Below are 18,039 nucleotides of genomic sequence, written 5' to 3' on the forward strand. Positions count from 1 at the left end.
TGAAATGGAATGCGGTTAATCGGCCTGGGGAGGTGCTGCCAGGAACTGGTCGAGCTTGGCATGCAGCGCCTGGATGCGATCCGGCGGGACCTTTTTCTGCATGAGCTGGATGAGACCATCGCCTTCGATCATGGGGCGCAGCACCTGCACCTCGGCAGGATGGAAGGTCTCGTTCCAGTCGGCCAGCTCGGCCTGGAATTCCTCGTCGGTCCAGTTCTTGCCCTTGGCGATGAAGATCACCAGAGGCATGGCCTTCTTTTCGAGAAAGTGTTTCTTGTACGGCTTCTGCTGCCAGCGCGCGGAGAACCAGTCGCGATCTGCACCGTCCAGGGTCAGGATCCGCTTGTTGACCGCCCTTTCGAGCGCTGCCAGAGGAAAGCTGAAGAGCTTCATGGCCCGCGCCTCAGGCCGCCACGGTCTTGTGCTCGCGCATCAGACCGGTGAACTTGTCGAACAGGTAGGCAATGTCGTGCGGGCCCGGAGAGGCCTCGGGGTGGCCCTGGAAGCAGAAGGCCGGCCGATCGGTGCGCTCAAGGCCCTGCAGGGTATTGTCGAACAGGCTGACGTGGGTCGGGCGCAGGGTAGCAGGCAGGGTCTTTTCGTCCACGGCGAAACCGTGGTTCTGGCTGGTGATGCTGACGCGCCCGTTGTCCAGGTTCTTGACGGGATGGTTGGCCCCATGGTGGCCAAACTTCATCTTGAAGGTCTTCGCGCCGCTGGCGAGCGCCATGAGCTGATGCCCCAGACAGATGCCGAAGGTGGGTACGCCGCTGTCGATGATGCGCGTGATGGCCTCGATGGCATAGGTGCAGGGCTCGGGATCGCCGGGGCCGTTGCTCAGGAACACTCCGTCCGGATGCAGCGCCAGCACGTCGGCAGCGGGTGTCTGGGCCGGCACCACGGTGATGCGGCAGCCACGCTCGGCGAGCATGCGCAGGATGTTGTACTTGACGCCGAAATCGTAGGCCACGACGTGGAACTCAGGAGCCTGCTGGGTGCCGTGCCCCTTGCCCAGATGCCACTCGGTCTGCGTCCATTCGTAGACAGCCTTGCAGGTCACGACCTTGGCAAGATCGAGCCCTGCCATGTGGGGCGCCGCCTGGGCTGCTGCAATGGCCTGTTCGCGCTCGGTCTGTGACGGCGCCTGACTGTGGTTCAGTGCCAGAATGCAGCCATTCTGTGCCCCATGGGTGCGCAGATGCCGCGTGAGGCGTCGGGTATCGATGCCGGCAATGGCCACGGTGCCCGCCTGCTGCAGGTATTGCTGCAAAGTGGCAGTGCTGCGGAAGTTGGAGGCGAGCAGGGGCAGGTTCTTGATGATGAGCCCGGCGGCAGCGACCTGTGCGGACTCGATGTCCTCGGAATTGGTGCCGTAGTTGCCGATGTGCGGATAGGTCAGGGTAACGATCTGGCCGCTGTAGCTGGGATCGGTCAGGATTTCCTGATAGCCGGTGAGGGAGGTGTTGAAAACGACTTCGCCGATGGTGCTGCCGGGGGCACCAATGGATTGACCGACAAATGTAGTGCCATCAGCCAGAGCCAGGATGGCAGTGGGGAAAGGCGCCTGTTGGGACAAGAGCACGTGGTTCTCCGTATGGGGGGAGGAAGGAATCGTTGAATGAAGACAACGGGCTGCCTGCGTCACCCAAGAACCACCATGCCCTTGCGGGGTGCATGGTCTCAGCACCAAAAAAGCATGTGAACTCGGAAATCGCGGCAAGCGCCGGGTGTGCTGTGAAGCGCCCCATTATAGCCGAGGCACTTTCACCCTACCCCTTTCGGGATCAGGGCCTCCCGGTGCCGGCCACGCTGGCATGCAGGCATATGGCAGCGGCAGCGGCCACATTGAGAGACTCCTCTCCCCCAGGCTGCACAATGCGCAGCAGCAGGTCGGCCCGCTCGACCAAGGCGGGTTGCACGCCCTGCCCTTCATGCCCCATCACCCACGCGCAGGGCGAAGGCAACAGGGTGTCGTGCACCCAGCGGTCACCCTGCAGATGGGTGACGAGCAGGGGCACTTCGAGCGCCAGCACATCCGCCGCATCCAGTCCCTCGTGCAGCTGCAGGCCGAAATGCGCGCCCATGCCGGCGCGCAGCACCTTGGCAGACCACAGGGCCGCCGTACCCTTGAGCGCCAGCACCTGGCGGAAGCCCATGGCCCCCGCAGTCCGCAGAATGGAGCCGACATTGCCGGCATCCTGAATGCGGTCGAGCACCACCGTGTTCTGCTGCAGCCGCAGGGGATGGCGCAGATCCCCGAGCCGCACCACGAACCCCATCCATGCCGGAGATTCCAGCCCGCTGATCCGCGCAAACAGGGCATCGTCCAGAATGGCGACCCGCTCTGCGGCTGCCGACCAGGAAGCGGGAGCCCGTGCATGCCCCGATGCGGAAAACACAGCCCATTCCGGTCGCACGCCCCGTTCCAGGGCAGCACGGCAGAGATGATCCCCCTCGATCCAGACTTTTCCGGAACGCCGATAGGCGCCATTGTCCTGGGACAGACGGCGCAATTCGGCCAACAGGGGATTGTGGGCAGAACTGATGTGCACAAGGCGACTGTCGGTGGTCATGAGGCCTTCCTGACTTCGAGCAAAGGAGGAACGACCAGCACCTGAGCCACAGGGGCAAAGCTGCGCCTGTGAGCGGGCGTGGCCCCGAGCGTCTGCAGGGCACGGAGATGCACAGCCGTGCCGTAGCCCTTGTGCCGAGCGAATCCATATCCGGGATAGGCCGCTTCCAGCTCCTGGCACATGCGGTCGCGAGTGACCTTGGCGAGGATGGAAGCAGCCGAAATGGCTGGCACCTTCGCATCGCCCTTGACAATGGCTTCCGCCCGCACCTTGAGCACTGGCAGACGGTTGCCATCCACCAGCACCTTGGCAGGCAGCAGACGCAGCCCCTCCACAGCACGGCGCATGGCCAGCATGGTGGCCTGCAGGATGTTGAGGGTATCGATCTCCTCGACGCTGGCCTGGGCAATGCTGCAGCACAACGCCTTGTGGAGAATCTCGTCATAGAGCAACTCGCGCCGTGCGGCACTGAGCTTCTTGGAGTCGGCAAGCCCCTCGATCGGCGCATGCGCATTCAGAATGACCGCAGCCGCCACGACGGGCCCTGCGAGAGGGCCGCGTCCGGCTTCGTCGACTCCGGCCATGAGGCCTGGCACATCCCATGGCAGGGTGGCCTGTTCAGCGTGCAACAAGTTCGGCGATCGCATGGGTGGCAAGTGCGGACGTATCGCGCCGCAGGAGAAGATGGAGGTCAAGGAATCGATGCTGAAGGGCTGCTACCCGGCCCGGATCATCGAGCCATCGCCCCAGCGCATCGGCCAGGGCATCGGGGGTGGCCGCATCCTGCAGCAGTTCTGGAACCACGAAGTCGCGGCACAGAATGTTGGGCAATCCAACCCAGGGCTGCAGCTGCTTGCGCCGCATCAGACGCGCCGATAGGGGATGCATGGCGTAGGCAATGACCATGGGGCGCTTGAGCAGGGCGGCTTCCAGCGTGGCCGTACCACTGGCAATCAGGGTGACGTCACAGGCGGTCAGCGCCTCGTGCGACTGTCCATCCAGCACCTGCAGCCAGTCCTCTGCGTCTGCTGCGCGCACCAGATCCTGCAGCCGTTCCCGTTGTGCAGGCACGGCCGGCAACACGGCCCTCAGAGCTGGGCGCATGGCTCGCAGCCGCTGTGCGGCCTGCACGAAGCGATCCCCCAGATAATGCACCTCGGAATTGCGACTGCCCGGCAACAGGGCCAGCACCTCCGCATCCTGAGGCAACCCCAGCAGGGTCCGTGCCGCCGCACGATCAGGCTCCAGCGGCAGGACTCCGGCCAGCGGATGCCCCACATAGGTCGCCGGGATGCCCTCCTGCGCCAGAAGCGCAGGCTCGAACGGGAAAATGCACAGAACGTGGTCGGCTGCCTCGCGCAGGCTATGCACCCGCTCCGGGCGCCAGGCCCAGATGGACGGACAGACGAAATGCACCGTGCGCACTCCACGTGCACGCAGCGACTTCTCGAGCCCGAGATTGAAGTCCGGGGCATCGACCCCGACGAACACATCGGGCCGATCTGCCAACAGCCGCTCCCGAAGCCGGTTGCGGATGCGCCAGATGCCTGCCACGCGGCGCAGCACTTCGAAGCTGTAGCCGTGCACGGCCAGCGCATCGCTCGGCCACCAGACCTCGAATCCCTCGGTCCGCATTCTGGCGCCGCCGATGCCAAAGCTGGTCAGCGCGGGCCATTGCGCCTTTGCCCCCTGCAGCAACAGGCTGGCCAGAAGATCGCCCGAGGCCTCTCCAGCCACCAGCGCCATGCGCAGGGCCTGCGGGATGCTGAAAGTAGTCATGGCTGCAGCCCCTGCCCGCCAGAAGGAGCATATTCGACCGTCAAGGGACAGATGCCCTTGCGAGGCGCATCGAGCACAGCCTGAAGAGAGGACAGGCGTGCACAGATGTCCAGAGTCACCTGTTCCGCTTGCTCCCTGTCGGCGGGCTGGATGCGATCATCCGAATCCCCCCACAGGTGCTGGCGCAACAGCCGCTCCGCATGGATGCCGGCATGGAAATAATGCCGTACACCGGGTCCCTCCCACAGGGTACCGACCACGGAAGACCGCGTGAACGCAATGCCGAGCGCTGCATCCTCACCGCCCAGTCGGCGGAACAGGGCATGCTCCGGGAATCCCCCAGCCGCCAGAAACAGGGAACGCCGACAGACGATATTGCCCCCGACCGTCATGGACAGCACCTGCCAGGCATGGGCGAATTGTGCATGCTGTACATACACCTCAGGAAAATCCACAGGGGTGAGCCGGAGACGGACCATGCCAATGTGTGCATGCAGGTGCAGCGCCATCAAGGCAGCATCCAGGGCATGGGCCTCATACGCATCATCTGCATCCAGAAATGCCAGACAGTCTGCATCGGACTGCCATGCCCCCACATTGCGGGCTGCAGCCACCCCGCGATTGCAGGGCTGCTTCCAGAGTCGAACGCGCGCAGGCTCGCAGCGGGCCCAATCCGCCATGCGATCAGCAGTGCCATCGGTGGAAGCATCGTCCACCAGCCAGACGCTGCGCACGCCGGGCTGCCCGAGGGCGCTCTCGACGGCACGATCCAGAGTGGACTCCGCATTGAAGCAGGGGATGACGACATCCAGTACCGGCGGTACGCTCACTGCGTTGACTCTCAGCGCACGATGCCGCGCGTGGATTCCGCCAGGAACCCCAGCATGAGCTGCACGTCCTCCTGCGCCTCGGGATACTCCTCCAGCAGATTCGCCATGCGGATCTTGGCATCATCGAGGGTCAGTCCCTCGCGATACAGCAGGCGATACATGCGCTTGACTGCAGCCATGCGCGCTGGCCCGAATCCCCGGCGACGCAGGCCCTCGATATTGAAGCCACGCGCCGAAGAGGGATTGCCGTCCGCCATGATGAACGGCGGCACATCCTGGCTGATGGCCGACGAAAACCCGATGAAGGCATATGCACCGATCTTGACGAATTGGTGCACACCGCTCAATCCCCCCACGGTCACCCAGTCACCCAGACGCACATGCCCTGCCAGCGTGGCATTGTTGGCCAGCGTGGCATGGTTGCCCAGCTGCACGTCATGCGCGACATGCACATAGGCCATGATCCAGTTGTCGTTGCCGATGCGCGTACAGCCGCTGTCCTGGGCTGTACCGGTGTTGAAGGTGCAGTATTCACGCACCATGTTGCGGTCACCGATCTCCAGGCGGGTCGGTTCCCCCGCATACTTCTTGTCCTGCGGTACGCCGCCTATGGAACTGAAGGGGTGGAAGACATTGTCCTCCCCGATGGTCGTATGTCCGGACAGAACGCAATGGGCTCCCACCCGGGTGCCCCGGCCGATGCGGACCTGGGCTCCCACGACGACATAGGGCCCAATCTCGACATCCGAAGCCAGCTCGGCCCCGGAATCCACCAGCGCGGTAGGATGAACGATGGCCATGCAGCGCCCCCTCCCGTCAGATCTCGACGCGGCGCACGGTGCACATCAGATCGGCCTCGCACACCACCTCGCCATCGACAGAGCCGACTGCATGAAACTTGTAGATACCGCCGCGCGCGCGCTCCGACGTGGTTTCCATCACGAGCTGATCCCCGGGCTCGACCGGGCGCTTGAATCGCGCATTGTCGATACCGACGAAGTAGTACACCACATCCGGATCGATGCGGTTACTGTCCGGGGGCAGCAGCAGCAGTGCGGAGGTCTGCGCGAGCGCTTCCAGAATCAGCACTCCCGGCATGACAGGCCGGTGCGGGAAATGACCCACGAAGAACGGCTCGTTGATCGTGACATTCTTGAGGGCCTTGATCCGCTTGCCGGCATCGACCTCCACCACGCGATCCACCAGAAGGAACGGATAACGGTGAGGCAGGCGCTTGAGAATCTGGTGGATGTCGATCACGGGGGCAGTCATTTTGAGGCAGTCAGAGTAGAGAGTTGTCGTTCGAGGGAGCGGATGCGCTCGCGCAGCTTGTAGAGCTGGCGCACAGTGGCCGCATTCTTTTCCCATGTCGCATTATCGTCGATGGGGAAGAAGCCGGTATAGGCTCCCGGCTTGAGAAGCGAATGGGTCACCATGGAAGTGGCGGACACATGCACCCCATCGGCTATGGTCAGGTGTCCAGCAATGTTCACCGCACCGCCGATGGTGCAGTGCGCACCGATATGGGCACTGCCGGCAATGCCCGTGCAGGCCGCCATGGCCGTGCGCTCCCCCACCTGGACGTTGTGGGCAATCATGATCAGGTTGTCGAGCTTGACGCCATCGCCAATGACGGTATCTTCGATGGCTCCCCGGTCGATGCAGGTATTGGCACCGATCTCCACATGATCCCCGATGCGCACGGCTCCGAGCTGCTCGATCTTGATCCAGTCGCCCTTCTCGTGGGCAAATCCGAACCCATCGGCACCGATCACCACACCAGGATGAAGAATGCAGTGCACTCCGATCCGGCAACCTGCGCTCACGGTGACCCGCGACTTGAGCCAGGTGTATGCCCCGATGCGCGCCCCCCGCTCGACCACGCACAAAGGCCCGATGATAGCGGTCGGATCCACCTCCGCCCCCTCTTCCACAACGGCAGAAGGATGGATGTGATACTCGGGAACAGGATGGTGTGTGGCACGCCACCACTGGCTCAGATAGGCCCACCACACATAAGGCTGAGGAACCACGAGACAGCAAAGCCCTTTCTCAAGGGCATGCGCCTCCATGGCAGGCGCCACGATCACGCATCCTGCCTCCGTGGTTTCCAGCGCAGCGGACAGCTTCGGATCGGAAAGGAAAGTGATGCTGTCCGGCGTAGCGGAGTCGATCGGCGCAAGACGCGCGATCATCCGTGCGGCGTCGCCATGCAATACCCCACCGTGCTCGCGCATGGCCTCGACAATCTGCCCAAGACGTACCGACATGTCTGCCTTCTCCTGAAAAAACAAAGGCCCTGCCTGCCATGCGCCTTGCGACATGGATGCAGGCCGGGGCCGCTGGGGGGGAGCAGTCCAGTGGAAACATGCCCCTGGGTGGGCATCGCCTCCTGCTCCTGTCTGCTTGATGGCGAGAAACAAGGAAATGGAAACCCCGGGCAGGCGCAGAGGTGGCCTGCCCTGCCCGTTTCCGGACTCAATTGCCGGAAGTGGCGTTCAGACCGGCAATGACCTTATCGGTGATATCCAGACGGCGATCCACATACACCGCTTCCTGCAGGATCACGTCGTAATGCTCCGCCTTGGCAATCTGGATGACCACCCGATTGGCCCTGTCGAGAAGCTTCTGCAGTTCCTCGTTCTTGCGGTTGTTCAGATCTTCCTGGAATTCACGTCGTTTCTGCTGGAAATCGGAATCCATCTCCACCAGCTGCTTCTGCCGGTCGATGCGCTCGGCATCACTGAGCTTGGGCGCCTGCTTCTCGAACTGATCAAACGCCTGCTTGACGTGCTGCCCCAGATTGGCCAAGGTCTTTTCGCGCGAAGCAAATTCCTGCTTCAAGCGACTCTGGGCATCCTGGGCTGCCTTGGATTCGCTGAACAGCCGATCGGTGTTGACAAAGCCAATTCTGGCGCCTGCCACAGCCGAAGCGGGGGCCGCTTCCTGCGCCTGTACGCTGGTCCCCGACAGCATGCCGCCGGCCACGAGAGCTGCCGAAAGAATCGAAGAGAGGAGAGATGTGCGAGCTTTCATTAGAACGAGGTCCCGATCTGGAATTGCACTGGCTGGGTCTTGTCACCCGAATACTTCTTGAGAGGGCGTCCGAACGCGATACTCAGCGGCCCCATCGGGGAGATCCAGCGGATACCGATGCCTGCAGAGACGCGTACCTTCTTGACATTGGGGTCGGTGTTGAACTGGGCCACTTCGGAATAGACATTGCCTGCATCGAGGAAGCCGAACAGGCGCAAGGTCTTGTCGTTGCCAGCGCCCGGGAAGGGAGTCACCAGCTCGAGGTTGACGTTGAACTTGCGATTGCCGCCCACAGCATAGGTGGTACCGTCGCTGGCCGTGGCATAGGGACCGATGGCGCTTTGCTCGAAGCCTCGCACCGAGCCCAGGCCCCCTTCATAGAAATTCTTGAATACCGGGAAGGCCTTGCCTCCGATCCCCTTGCCGTATCCCAGATCCGTATTGAAGGCAAAGGTGTACTGCTTGCTCAACGGATAGAAATACTGGAAGTTGTAGGTAGCCAGGGCATAGCGCAGATCACCCGCAGGGCTGATGGCGCCCCACAAACGCTGATAGGTTCCGCTGGTAGGAGCCAGGGCACTGTCACGCTTGTCCTTGGACCATCCAATGGTCAGCGGCACCCCATAGGCGCTCGACTTGCCCTTGTTGGAATCGATGAAGTCCTGGTATTCCGCCGGAAGGGCCAGACTTTTCTGGTCGATCTTGTAGTGTTCCAGTCCGCCGCCCACATAGATGGTGTCGTTCTCGGTCACCGGGATACCGAAGTTGACACTGCCCGAGATGCGCTGCAGGTAGTAGTCGAACACATTCGAACCCTGAGAGCTGTAGGGCGTGGTGCGGCTGTAGGTGAGGTTGAAAGTGCGGGACACCCCATCGTTGGTGAAATAGGGGTCGGTCGAACTGATGGACAGCGTACGGTTGTACTTGCTGGTATTGACATCCAGCGAGAGCGACTGCCCGGAGCCGAAGATGTTTTCCTGGCTGATGCCGAAAGTGACCGACACCTTGTCGCTCGTCGAATATCCTGCCCCCAGCTGGATGGAGCCGGTGGGGCGCTCCTTGACGGCCACATTGAGGTCGGCCTGGTCAGGCGTACCTGGAACGGGCTGTGTATCGATGGCCACGTCGGTAAAGTAACCGAGGCGGTCGATGCGCTCCTTGGACAGACGCAGCTTGTCGGCGTTGTACCAGGAAGACTCGTATTGACGGAATTCGCGGCGGATGACTTCGTCGCGCGTCTTGGTGTTGCCGCTGATGTTGATGCGGCGCACATACGCGCGCTGGTCCGGATTGGAGGCAAGCACCAGCGCCACTTCCTGCTTGTCGCGGTTGATCACGGGCTGGGGCGTGATTTTGGCAAAGGCGTACCCATAGGTGCCAAAATGCTCGGTCATGGCCTTGACTGTGTCATCGACGTCGCTTTGCTTGTAGGGCGCACCCGGCTTGATCTTCACCAGGGACTTGAACTCGTCTTCCTTCTCGAGGTAATTGCCAGACAGCGACACCCCTGAAACCACATAGCGCGGCCCTTCGGTGACGTTGACCGTGATGTCGATGCCCTTCTTGTCGGCCGACAGAGCCGCCTGGGAGGAGTTGACCTGGAACTCCATGTATCCACGGTTGAGGTAGTACTGGCGCAGGGCATCCAGATCGGCGTTGAGCTTGGTGTCCGTGTAGCGATTGGACTTGGTGTACCAGGACATCCACCCGCCGGTATCCTGCGACATCTGGCCCAGCAGAGTGGACTCGCCAAAGGCATGATTGCCGACAATATGGATGCTGCGGATGCGGGCGGGCACTCCTTCGCTGATGGTGTAGTTGACATTGACGCGATTGCGTCCGACCGGGGTGGTCGTCACCACGATGTCGGTGTCGTAATACCCCTTGGCCTGATACTGGCGCTTGAGCTCCTGGACGGCGGCATCTTCCAGGGACTTGTCATAGGGGCGCCCCGACGAGATGCCCGTGTTGCCAAGGCCGGAGAGGATCTGCTTCTTCTCGAACTGGTGCGCACCGGTGATGTCCACCTGATCGATGGTCGGACGCTCCTGCACCACCACGACCAGATTGTCTCCCTGCGTGTCGATGCGTACATCGTTGAACAGGCCCAGGCCGTAGAGGGCACGGATGGCTGCAGCCCCCTTGTCGTCATCGTACTGTTCGCCGACCTTGACCGGAAGCGTGGCAAACACGGTTCCGGCGTCCACCTTCTGCAGGCCCTGCACCTTGATGTCCTTGACCACAAAGGGGGTGACTGCCCAGGCTGCATTCATCCAGAAGGCCATACCGACGACACCGGCAATCGCCGTGCGGCGGAATGGGGTTTGGAAACTACGTTTCATAAATCACAAAGAAATGGACGTCTGCACAGCACGCCGGAATCAGGATCCCAGCATGCGCGCGACGTCGTTGAACAGGGCGATCAGCATCAGACCACCAAGAAACGCCATTCCCACCCGTTGGAACCGCTCCATCCAGGGGGCTGAGACGGGCTTGCCGGTCAGGAATTCCCAGAGATAATACATCAGGTGCCCACCGTCCAAAACGGGAATTGGCAACAAATTCAATACCCCCAGACTGACGCTGATGAGGGCCACGAAGAGCAGGTAACTGGTCCATCCAGCCTGTGCCGAACGCCCTGCATAGTCGGCAATCGAGAGCGGACCACTGAGGTTCTTGAGCGAGGCCTGTCCCAGCACCATGCGCCCCATGGTCTGCAGGCTCATGGAGGCGATTTCCCATGTGCGCTGCACGCCCTCCTCCAGCCCATCGAGAAATCCGAGGCGCACGATGGTAGTGGCTGGAAGGCTGCCCAGCACGGCACCGATGCGTCCGAAGGACACGCCTCCCTGGGTCTGCACCTCAGGCAGCACATTCAGATCCAGTGCGCTGCCCCCTCGCAGGACACGCCAATGCTGCGCCTGTGGGCTGACATGCGCACGGATGCGCTGACGCAGCTGAATGGCATCCGGCACCGGCACACCATCCACGGCTTCCACCCGATCGCCCATGCGCAGGCCGCCCCTCTGCGCAGGCGAATCTGGCAGCACCTCACCCACCACTGCAGGAATCCAGGGGGCGCCAATGCCCAGGCGCTGCTCAATGGCTCCGCCGGCATCTTCCAGTGCGGCATCCCGCAGCCGAAGGGGAATCTGCTCGGTCCTTCCGCTTCCCGAAGGATGAACGGTCAGCACCACATCCTCATGGGCGAGTGCAGCACGCACCAGATGCCAGCGCAGGGCATCCAGGGATGCCACTGTCATGGACTCCCCGGTTCCGGACGCCCGCTGCAGTGCCACGACCACGTCGCCCCCGTGCAGTCCTGCCCGAGCTGCCACACTGCCCTGTGGCGGTGCCGCGATGACAGGCTGCAGCTGTGGCATTCCCTGCCATGCAGCCGCAGCATAGAGCACGATGGCCAGCAGCAGATTGGCAACCGGCCCCGCTGCCACGATCAGAAAGCGTTTGTAGACCGGCTGGGTATTGAAGGCCAGATGGCGTTCGGCCGCCGGGACTTCTCCCTCCCGCTCATCGAGCATGCGGACATAGCCACCCAGGGGCAGAATGCTCAGCACGAACTCCGTGCCAGTGCTGTGGGAAGTCCAGCGCAGCAGCGGTTTTCCGAAACCGATGGAGAAGCGGAGAATCTTGACGCCGCACCACCGGGCGACCTGATAGTGGCCGAATTCATGGATGGCAATGAGGAGCCCCAGAGCCACCAGAAAGGCAGCCACCGTCAGCAGCATGCACCTCTCCGCTTGACCTCCTCACGGGCATGGGCACGGGCCTGCGCGTCGATGGCCATCAGGTCGTCCAGCCCCTGGGGGGGAGCGAAATGCACCGCATCCAAGGTAGCCGCATTGACGGCCACGATGTCCGTGAAACGGATATGACCTTCAAGGAAGGCGGCCACTGCCACTTCATTGGCCGCATTGAGCACTGCCGTGCTGCCGGTCGGGGCACGCAGCACATCCCAGACGAGCGCCAGCCCCGGAAAACGCTCGGGATGCCCATGCGAGCGCACAGACTCGAAGGTCATGGCAGGCAGATGGGCAAAGTCCAGGGCCGCTGCCCCGCTCTCGATGCGTTCCGGCCACCCCAGACCATAGGCAATGGGCACGCGCATGTCCGGTGTACCGAGCTGTGCCACGATGGAATGGTCGCGGTATTGCACCATGGAGTGCACGATGCTCTGCGGATGGATCACCACGTCCATCTGTTCCGGGGACATGCCGAAAAGATAGTGCGCTTCGATGACTTCGAGCGCCTTGTTCATCATGGTGGCGGAATCGACCGAGATCTTGCGCCCCATCTGCCAGTTGGGATGCGCGCAGGCCTGATCGGGCGTGACCTCATGCAGGATAGACGGATCGGCGGTACGGAACGGCCCCCCCGAAGCAGTAAGGATGATCTTGTCGACTCTGGCCTGCCAGGTCGCCCGGTCTTCCGGCAACGACTGAAAAATGGCCGAGTGCTCGCTGTCGATCGGCAGCAGGGTGGCCCCGCCATCCTGGACAGCCTGCAGAAAGACCCGGCCTCCCACCACGAGCGCCTCCTTGTTGGCCAGCAGCAGCCGCTTGCCTGCGCGCGCTGCCGCCAGACAGGGAGCCAGCCCGGCCGCTCCCACAATGGCGGCCATGACTGCATCGGCATCGGGATGCTCGGCCATGGCCACGAGGCCTGCCGGTCCCTCCAGCACCTCTGTGGAGAGGTTGCCATGGCGACATGCCTCGCGCAGCTGCACGGCATGCTCGACCGAAGCCATGACCGCATAGCGGGGCCGGTGCACACGACACAGCTCGACCATGCGATCGACCTGTGTGGATGCAGTCAGCGCCAGCACCTCGAAGCGATCCGGGTGTCGTGCCAATACGTCGAGGGTACTGGTCCCGATGGACCCGGTGGCCCCCAATACCGTCACACGCTGACGGGGAGCTTGTGTCGCCACCATGTCAATTTCCTTCCAGTGTCAGAACTGCAGCCCCTGAACCAACGCCATGGACAGGGGCAGTATGGGCAAAAGCGCATCGATGCGGTCGAGCACGCCACCGTGCCCCGGCAGCAAGTGGCTGCTGTCCTTCATCCCCATGCTGCGTTTCATCAGCGATTCGACCAGATCACCCACTACGCTCATGGCAGCCAGCGCCATCACAAGGAGCGCGCCGCCCAGCCACCCGGCATGGTGCATCAGGTCGGAATAAAAATTGCCGCGGGGAAAATACCCCACGACGAGAGCCACCATGGCCAACACCCCCAGCTGCCCCCCCACCACACCGGCCCAGCTCTTGCCCGGGCTGATGGTCGGAGCCAGCTTGCGGCGTCCGAAGGCCCGCCCTGCAAAATAGGCTGCAATGTCGGCCATCCACGCCAGCGCCAGCACGGACACCAGATACCACGCCCCAAAGCGTGCGAACAGCGCCACGGCCGCCAGCCAGGCGGCCCACAGTGCACACAGCCCCCCCAGCATGCGCAACCCTCTGGGAATTCGGCTCCAGGAAGGCACCCCCGCACGCAGAAGCCCTGCTCCAGCCACGATCCAGACTCCCCCCATCACGAAAAGAAATATCGGTGCGACTCCAGAGTGCGCAACAGGCCATCCCCCCCATGACATGGCCACGCAGCCTGCGCATGCCACAGCAGCCCAGGCATACGTCAGGGGAGTGGAATAGCCCGACAGACGGGACCATTCCCAAGCTGCGAGCAGGATGATCAGCCCCATCAGGGCAGTGAAGGGCCATGTCACCGGGGCCAACAGAGCCCCTAGCAGCACGGCAACCAGAACGATCGCAGTCAGAATGCGGGGACCGAGCATCAGGAATGTCCCTGCTTGACCTGTGCAGAGGTCTTGCCGAACCTGCGCTCCCGCTGGGCGTAATCCTCCAGAGCACGATCCAGGGCCGCCTCATCGAAGTCAGGCCACAGACAATCGGTGAAATAGAGTTCGGTGTAGGCGGACTGCCAGAGCAGGAAATTGCTGATCCGATACTCGCCGCCAGTGCGGATCAACAGATCAGGATCGGGCACATGGCTCAGTGCCAAAGATTCGTGCAGGGAAAGCTCGGTGATCGGCTCCCCACGGCTTGCGAGCGCAGCGGCCGCCTGTGCAATGTCCCAGCGCCCACCATAATTGAAGCAGACATTGAGAATGACGCCCGGGTTGGCAGCCGTCTTGGTCTCGGCGTCCGTCAGGATCTGCTGCACTTTCGGCGAAAGAGCCTGACGGGCTCCTATGAAATGCAGACGCACGCCTTCGTCATGCATGGCAGGAAGCTCACGCGCCAGTGCCTTGGCCAGCAGCTCCATGAGTCCGGAAACCTCGTCATCCGGACGATTCCAGTTCTCGGAAGAGAAGGCAAATACCGTCAGCACCTTGACGCCCCGCTTGTCGCAGGCGCGCACGCATCGCTTGAGCGACTCCACCCCCTGCCGATGGCCGATGAGCCGGGGCATGAACCGCTTGGACGCCCAGCGGCCATTGCCGTCCATGACAATGGCCACATGGTGGGGCACGATGGGAGAGGTGTTCTGAGATTTTGCTTTCATCTGCACATAGAGTCACAAGGAAGGGAAACGCCTCATGGGGTCCATGTCGGAAGCCTCCACGAGGCACGCCTTCCTCGGACCCACGGCATCACACGGCCATGATGTCCTGTTCCTTGGAGGCCACGAGCTGATCGATGGTGGCGATTTCCTTGTCGGTGGCCTTCTGCACGTCCGCTTCGGAACGCTTCTGGTCATCCTCGGAAATTTCCTTGTCCTTGACCAGCTTCTTGACCGCCTCGTTGGCATCGCGGCGCAGATTGCGGATGGCAATCTTGGCCTGCTCGCCTTCATGGCGCACGAGCTTGGTCATCTCCTTGCGGCGTTCCTCGCTCATCGGCGGCATGGGAACACGAATCAAATCGCCCAGACTGGAAGGATTGAGTCCCAGATCGCTCTCGCGGATCGCCTTCTCGATCTTGGGGCCCATGTTCTTTTCCCACGGCTGGACGCTCAGGGTGCGTGCGTCAATGGAAGCCACGTTGGCCACCTGACTGAGCGGCACCATGGATCCATAGTACTCGACCTGCACGGTATCGAGAATGGCCGGATTGGCACGTCCCGTGCGGATCTTGGTGAGGTTGTGCTTGAAGGCGTTGATGGATTGTTCCATCTTGGCCTGCATGTTCTTCTTGACGTCGGCAAGCGACATGGTGCTCTCCAGAATCGAAAGATCAGCGAATGAGGAATGAAAGGGTCAAATATAAACGAGAGTGCCCTCGTCCTCGCCAGTGACCACCCGCTTGAGCGCGCCTTCCTTGAAGATGGAAAAGACGCGGATGGGCAGCTTCTGGTCGCGGCACAGGGCAAATGCCGTGGCATCCATGATGCCGAGATTGCGCGCCATGGCTTCATCGAAGGTCAGGCGGTCATAGCGCGTGGCGGAGGGATCCTTCTTGGGATCTGCGGTGTAGACACCGTCGACCTTGGTGGCCTTGAGCACCACCTGGGCCCCGATCTCGGCCCCTCGCAGGGCAGCCGCCGTATCGGTGGTGAAGAAGGGGTTGCCGGTACCGGCACCGAACACCACGACCTTGCCTTCCTCCAGATATTGCAGCGCCTTGGGACGCACATAGGGCTCCACGACCTGATCGATGGAGATGGCGGACATGACCCGCGCCGTCAGCCCCACATGGTTCATGGTGTCGGCCAGAGCCAGCGCGTTCATCACGGTGGCGAGCATGCCCATGTAGTCCGCCGTGGCACGATCCATGCCGACGGCACCGCCTGCCATGCCACGGAAGATGTTGCCCCCGCCGATCACGACGGCCACCTGCACCCCCAGCTCGGTCACTTCCGCGATTTCGCGCGCCATGCGCACGATCGTCTCGCGGTTGATGCCGTAGGCATCGTCTCCCATCAGAGCCTCCCCAGAGAGTTTGAGCAGGACTCGTTGAACGGCAGGTTGGGCAGTACTCATGGAAGATTCTCCTTGGGAGATGAGAGATGACGGGTGAGGGAGCGAAAAAAAAGCCACGGTGCAGAACGATGCGTCATCGCTCTGTCACCGAGGCCCTTGGGCAGGATCAACCCTGCTTGGCAGCAGCGACCTGGGCAGCCACTTCGGCTGCGAAGTCGTCCACCTTCTTCTCGATGCCTTCGCCCACCACATAGAGGGTGAAGCCCTTCACGGTCGTCTGCTTTTCCTTGAGCATCTGTTCGACGCTCTGCTTGTCGTTCTTGACGAACGGCTGGCTGAACAGCGCGACTTCCTTGAGGTACTTCTGGACGGAGCCTTCGACCATCTTGGTCACGATCTCGGCCGGCTTGCCGGATTCGGCAGCCTTGGCAGCAGCCACGGTGCGTTCCTTCTCGATGAGGTCGGCGGGCACCTCGCTGCTGGACAGGGCAACAGGCTTCATGGCGGCTACGTGCATGGCAACGTCCTTGGCAGCCTGGTCATCCCCTTCGTATTCGACCACGACGCCGATGCGCGTACCGTGCAGGTAGGAAGCCAGCTTGGCATCGCCGGTGAAGCGCTTGAAGCGGCGGAAGGACATGTTCTCGCCGATCTTGCCGATCAGGCCCTTGCGCACGTCTTCGAGCGTGGGACCGAAGCCGTCCTGTTCGTAGGCCAGGGCACCCAGTTCCTCGATGGACTGGGGATTGTGCTTGGCCACCAGCTCGGCCGCTGCCTGGGCCAGTGCCAGGAAGCTGTCGTTCTTGGTGACGAAGTCGGTTTCGCAGTTGACTTCGACGATGGCGCCGCACTGGTCATCGCGATAGGCGGCGACCACGCCTTCGGCCGTGATGCGGGAAGCGGCCTTGCCTGCCTTGGTACCCAGCTTGATGCGCAGGATTTCCTCGGCCTTGGCCATGTCGCCTTCTGCTTCGGTCAGCGCCTTCTTGCATTCCATCATCGGGGCATCGGTCTTGCCACGCAGTTCGGCGACCATGCTTGCGGTAATTGCTGCCATGTGTTTCTCCGTTGTTCGTTGGGTTATTCAATCATGTGACACTTGTGAAAAAGGGGCATGCATGCCCCTTTTCCGTGAATGACCAGGGTCTGTACGATCAGGCCTGGGTGGCATCCACTTCCACGAATTCGTCTTCGCCTTCGGAGACGGCCTGAACCACCTCATTCACGGCATTTTCGCGCCCTTCGAGCACGGCGTCTGCCATGCCGCGCGCATACAGAGCCACGGCCTTGGCGGAGTCATCGTTGCCGGGGATGACATAGTCGATGCCCACGGGGTTGTGGTTGGTATCGACCACACCGATGAGGGGAATGCCAAGCTTCTGCGCTTCGGCCACGGCGATCTTGTGGTAGCCGACGTCGATCACGAAAATGGCGTCAGGCAGGCTGTTCATGTCCTGAATGCCACCGATGTCCTTTTCGAGCTTTTCGAGCTCGCGGGCGAACATGAGCTGTTCCTTCTTGCTCATGCTTTCCAGCCCGGCTTCCTGCTGCGCCTTCATGTCCTTCAGGCGCTTGATGGAGGTCTTGACGGTCTTGAAGTTGGTCAGCATGCCGCCGAGCCAACGCTGGTTCACATAGGGCATGCCAGCACGGGTGGCTTCCTCGGCCACGATCTCGCGGGCTGCGCGCTTGGTACCGACCATCAGAATGGTGCCGCCGTTGGCAGACAGCTGACGAGCGAACTTCATCGCTTCCTCGAACATCGGCAGGGTCTTTTCGAGGTTGACGATATGAATCTTGTTGCGGGAACCGAAGATGAAGGGGGCCATCTTGGGGTTCCAGAAACGGGTTTGGTGGCCGAAGTGGACACCGGCTTCCAGCATTTCGCGCATGGTAATGGACATGATTTGACTCCAGAGGT

The 18,039-nt window shown here is 62.1% G+C and carries 19 protein-coding genes; all 19 read right to left on the reverse strand.

Annotated features, from left to right (window positions below; translation table 11 throughout):
- Positions 1-15 precede the first annotated feature (15 nt).
- Positions 16-393: a hypothetical protein gene (locus ACE3P9_RS01845; protein ID WP_374491361.1), complete on the reverse strand. Its 378-nt coding sequence runs from the start codon at positions 391-393 to the stop codon at positions 16-18.
- Positions 394-403: 10 nt separating this feature from the next.
- Positions 404-1,582, reverse strand: coding sequence for a glutamine-hydrolyzing carbamoyl-phosphate synthase small subunit (gene carA / locus ACE3P9_RS01850; RefSeq protein ID WP_374491363.1), 1,179 nt, complete (start codon positions 1,580-1,582; stop codon positions 404-406).
- A 202-nt stretch (positions 1,583-1,784) separates the two neighbouring features.
- Positions 1,785-2,573: a TrmH family RNA methyltransferase gene (locus tag ACE3P9_RS01855; RefSeq protein WP_374491365.1), complete on the reverse strand. Its 789-nt coding sequence runs from the start codon at positions 2,571-2,573 to the stop codon at positions 1,785-1,787.
- Positions 2,570-3,220 (reverse strand): ribonuclease HII, encoded by a 651-nt coding sequence (gene rnhB / locus ACE3P9_RS01860; RefSeq protein WP_374491367.1) that lies wholly within the window; start codon positions 3,218-3,220, stop codon positions 2,570-2,572. Before rnhB ends, ACE3P9_RS01855 begins: the two co-directional genes overlap by 4 nt.
- Complete coding sequence (gene lpxB / locus ACE3P9_RS01865; protein ID WP_374491369.1) at positions 3,192-4,352, reverse strand: lipid-A-disaccharide synthase; 1,161 nt, start codon at positions 4,350-4,352, stop codon at positions 3,192-3,194. Before lpxB ends, rnhB begins: the two co-directional genes overlap by 29 nt.
- Complete coding sequence (locus ACE3P9_RS01870; RefSeq protein WP_374491371.1) at positions 4,349-5,182, reverse strand: glycosyltransferase family 2 protein; 834 nt, start codon at positions 5,180-5,182, stop codon at positions 4,349-4,351. The genes lpxB and ACE3P9_RS01870 overlap by 4 nt, the downstream gene beginning before the upstream one ends.
- Positions 5,183-5,193: 11 nt before the next feature.
- Complete coding sequence (gene lpxA / locus ACE3P9_RS01875) at positions 5,194-5,982, reverse strand: acyl-ACP--UDP-N-acetylglucosamine O-acyltransferase (protein ID WP_374491373.1); 789 nt, start codon at positions 5,980-5,982, stop codon at positions 5,194-5,196.
- A 16-nt stretch (positions 5,983-5,998) separates the two neighbouring features.
- A complete protein-coding gene (fabZ, locus tag ACE3P9_RS01880; RefSeq protein WP_374491375.1) occupies positions 5,999-6,454 on the reverse strand; it encodes a 3-hydroxyacyl-ACP dehydratase FabZ in 456 nt (151 codons plus the stop codon).
- On the reverse strand, positions 6,451-7,452 hold the full coding sequence (gene lpxD / locus ACE3P9_RS01885) for a UDP-3-O-(3-hydroxymyristoyl)glucosamine N-acyltransferase (RefSeq protein WP_374491377.1): 1,002 nt from the start codon (positions 7,450-7,452) through the stop codon (positions 6,451-6,453). Before lpxD ends, fabZ begins: the two co-directional genes overlap by 4 nt.
- A gap of 208 nt (positions 7,453-7,660) precedes the next feature.
- Positions 7,661-8,218 carry an OmpH family outer membrane protein gene (locus tag ACE3P9_RS01890; RefSeq protein WP_374491379.1) on the reverse strand — a complete coding sequence of 186 codons (558 nt, stop codon included), beginning with the start codon at positions 8,216-8,218 and terminating at the stop codon, positions 7,661-7,663.
- The gene (bamA, locus tag ACE3P9_RS01895; RefSeq protein WP_374491381.1) at positions 8,218-10,560 is read right to left on the reverse strand and encodes an outer membrane protein assembly factor BamA; all 2,343 of its coding nucleotides are present in this window, start codon (positions 10,558-10,560) and stop codon (positions 8,218-8,220) included. The genes ACE3P9_RS01890 and bamA overlap by 1 nt, the downstream gene beginning before the upstream one ends.
- Before the next feature lie 39 nt (positions 10,561-10,599).
- Positions 10,600-11,964: an RIP metalloprotease RseP gene (gene rseP, locus ACE3P9_RS01900; protein ID WP_374491383.1), complete on the reverse strand. Its 1,365-nt coding sequence runs from the start codon at positions 11,962-11,964 to the stop codon at positions 10,600-10,602.
- Positions 11,955-13,169 carry a 1-deoxy-D-xylulose-5-phosphate reductoisomerase gene (ispC, locus tag ACE3P9_RS01905; RefSeq protein ID WP_374491385.1) on the reverse strand — a complete coding sequence of 405 codons (1,215 nt, stop codon included), beginning with the start codon at positions 13,167-13,169 and terminating at the stop codon, positions 11,955-11,957. The genes rseP and ispC overlap by 10 nt, the downstream gene beginning before the upstream one ends.
- Before the next feature lie 18 nt (positions 13,170-13,187).
- Complete coding sequence (locus tag ACE3P9_RS01910; protein ID WP_374491387.1) at positions 13,188-14,030, reverse strand: phosphatidate cytidylyltransferase; 843 nt, start codon at positions 14,028-14,030, stop codon at positions 13,188-13,190.
- Positions 14,030-14,761: a polyprenyl diphosphate synthase gene (gene uppS, locus ACE3P9_RS01915; RefSeq protein ID WP_374491389.1), complete on the reverse strand. Its 732-nt coding sequence runs from the start codon at positions 14,759-14,761 to the stop codon at positions 14,030-14,032. Before uppS ends, ACE3P9_RS01910 begins: the two co-directional genes overlap by 1 nt.
- A gap of 88 nt (positions 14,762-14,849) precedes the next feature.
- Positions 14,850-15,410 carry a ribosome recycling factor gene (gene frr / locus ACE3P9_RS01920; protein WP_374491391.1) on the reverse strand — a complete coding sequence of 187 codons (561 nt, stop codon included), beginning with the start codon at positions 15,408-15,410 and terminating at the stop codon, positions 14,850-14,852.
- A gap of 45 nt (positions 15,411-15,455) precedes the next feature.
- Positions 15,456-16,178, reverse strand: a complete 723-nt coding sequence (pyrH, locus tag ACE3P9_RS01925) for a UMP kinase (RefSeq protein ID WP_374491393.1) — start codon at positions 16,176-16,178, stop codon at positions 15,456-15,458.
- A gap of 106 nt (positions 16,179-16,284) precedes the next feature.
- Positions 16,285-17,175, reverse strand: coding sequence for a translation elongation factor Ts (gene tsf / locus ACE3P9_RS01930; RefSeq protein WP_374491396.1), 891 nt, complete (start codon positions 17,173-17,175; stop codon positions 16,285-16,287).
- A gap of 97 nt (positions 17,176-17,272) precedes the next feature.
- Positions 17,273-18,022 carry a 30S ribosomal protein S2 gene (gene rpsB / locus ACE3P9_RS01935; protein WP_374491398.1) on the reverse strand — a complete coding sequence of 250 codons (750 nt, stop codon included), beginning with the start codon at positions 18,020-18,022 and terminating at the stop codon, positions 17,273-17,275.
- Positions 18,023-18,039: the final 17 nt, after the last annotated feature.

This window comes from Allobrachymonas sp. (assembly GCF_041912815.1).
Taxonomy (GTDB): domain Bacteria; phylum Pseudomonadota; class Gammaproteobacteria; order Burkholderiales; family Burkholderiaceae_C; genus Brachymonas.